At 63.7% G+C, this 2,205-nt stretch carries 3 protein-coding genes; all 3 read left to right on the top strand.

The features are described from left to right. The coding region (locus tag AX709_RS17780; RefSeq protein WP_197432051.1) for an RrF2 family transcriptional regulator at positions 1-251 on the top strand (251 nt) is incomplete at its 5' end. Between the two features lie 4 nt (positions 252-255). Beyond that, positions 256-1,719, top strand: coding sequence for a Fe-S cluster assembly protein SufB (sufB, locus tag AX709_RS17775; protein WP_066551318.1), 1,464 nt, complete (start codon positions 256-258; stop codon positions 1,717-1,719). Between the two features lie 143 nt (positions 1,720-1,862). Further along, positions 1,863-2,205, top strand: a 343-nt coding sequence (locus AX709_RS17770; RefSeq protein ID WP_066551320.1) for an endonuclease domain-containing protein, incomplete at its 3' end; no start/stop codon positions are given.

Genomic DNA, 2,205 nt, shown 5'->3' with positions numbered 1-2,205 from the left:
GTACCGGCGGCGGTTTTCGCCTGTCGCGGCCCCCCGCCGCGATCAGCCTGGCCGACATTGTCGAGGCAATCGAAGGCCCGATCGCGCTGACCGCGTGCGTCGAGCATGGCCGGCATGACTGCGCGGTCGAGGCGAATTGCCGGGTCAAGCCGCACTGGGGCATGGTCAACGACGCGATGCGCGGCGCGCTCGCCGGGGTCAGCCTGGCCAGCCTGTCCGCCGACGCCCGGGCCCATGCAATTGGAAACTGAACCGATGGCCACCAAGAATGCCGAGGCGATTGCCGCCGCCAACAAGAAATATGAGTGGGGCTTCAGCTCGGACATCGAGCAGGAGTTCGCGCCCAAGGGGCTGAGCGAGGACATTGTCCGCTTCATCAGCGCCAAGAAGAACGAGCCCGAATGGATGCTCGAATGGCGACTGAAGGCGTATCGCCACTGGCTGACGATGACCCCGCCCGACTGGGCCAAGCTCAACGTGCCGCCGATCGATTACCAGGACGCCTATTATTACGCCGAGCCCAAGGCGAAGCCGAAACTGGGTTCGCTGGACGAGGTCGATCCCGAGATCCTGCGCGTTTACGAAAAGCTCGGCATCCCGATCGAGGAGCAGAAGGTGCTCGCCGGGGTCGAGGGCGCGCGCAAGGTGGCGGTGGACGCGGTGTTCGACAGCGTGTCGGTCGCGACGACGTTCCGCAAGGAGCTGGAAGCCGCCGGCGTCATCTTCCGGTCGATCAGCGAAGCGATCCGGGAATATCCCGATCTGGTCCGCAAATGGCTGGGCAAGGTCGTGCCGATGCACGACAATTATTTCGCGGCGTTGAACTGCGCGGTCTTCTCCGACGGGACGTTCGTCTACATCCCCGAAGGCGTGCGTTGCCCGATGGAGCTGAGCACCTATTTCCGCATCAATGCGGAGAATACCGGTCAGTTCGAACGCACGCTGATCGTCGCCGACAGGGGCGCGTATGTCAGCTATCTGGAAGGCTGCACCGCGCCGATGCGCGACGAGAACCAGCTGCACGCCGCCGTGGTCGAGCTGGTCGCGCTCGACGATGCCGAGATCAAATATTCCACCGTCCAGAACTGGTATCCCGGCGACGCGGACGGCAAGGGCGGCATCTATAATTTCGTGACCAAGCGTGCCTTGTGCCAGGGCAGGAACAGCAAGGTCAGCTGGACGCAGGTGGAGACCGGCAGCGCGATCACCTGGAAATACCCCAGTTGCGTGCTGAACGGCGAGAATTCGGTCGGCGAATTCTATTCGGTCGCGGTGACCAACAACCGCCAGCAGGCCGACACCGGCACCAAGATGATCCACAACGGCAAGGGGTCGCGATCGACGATCGTGTCGAAAGGGATTTCGGCCGGGCGTTCGGACAACACCTATCGCGGGCTGGTGCGCGTGGCACCGGGCGCGGAGGGGGTGCGCAACTTCACCCAGTGCGACAGCCTGCTGCTGGGCGACCAGTGCGGCGCGCATACCGTGCCGTACATCGAGGTGCGCAATCCGACGGCGCAGATCGAGCATGAAGCGACGACGTCAAAGATTTCCGACGACCAGTTGTTCTACGCGATGCAGCGCGGGCTGGACCAGGAAGCGGCAGTCGCGCTGATCGTCAACGGCTTCGCGCGCGAAGTGCTGCAGCAATTGCCGATGGAGTTTGCGGTCGAAGCGCAGAAGCTGCTGGGGATTTCGCTAGAGGGGTCGGTCGGATGACATTCCCCACCCCAACCCCTCCCCTGAAGGGGAGGGGCTTAGATAAGGGTTGGCGACCGGAAGCCCCTCCCCTTCAGGGGAGGGGTATGGGGTGGGGGCTGTCGGTTGCGCAGCTTGACACGCTGCACCAGCGCGCGCGCCACATGCGCAACAACCCGACCGAGCCGGAAAAGCGACTGTGGCGCAACCTGTCGAACCGCCAGCTCGGCGGCTGGAAGTTTCGCCGCCAGCAGGTGATCGGGTGGTTTATCGCCGATTTTGTATGCCCATCGGCAAGGCTGATCGTCGAAGTCGATGGCGATACCCATGAAGCAGAGGCGGATACCGCTCGCGATGCGGAATTGGGCCGGCAAGGCTTTCGCGTGATTCGCGTGACGAACCACGACGTGATGCGCAACGTCGAAGGCGTGAAGGTCACGATCCTGCAGGCGTTGGAGCGTGCGGACAGCCCCCACCCCAACCCCTCCCCTGAAGGGGGGCTTAAGG

Origin of the sequence: Sphingomonas sp. CCH15-F11, from assembly GCF_001557005.1 — a bacterium.
Taxonomy (GTDB): domain Bacteria; phylum Pseudomonadota; class Alphaproteobacteria; order Sphingomonadales; family Sphingomonadaceae; genus Sphingomonas.
This window is presented reverse-complemented; position numbering and strand designations above follow the sequence as displayed.

What these genes read in the sequence shown, in the direction of transcription:
- sufB (WP_066551318.1), top strand. Translation starts at nt 256, where the DNA reads ATGGCCACCAAGAATGCCGAGGCGATTGCCGCCGCCAACAAGAAATAT.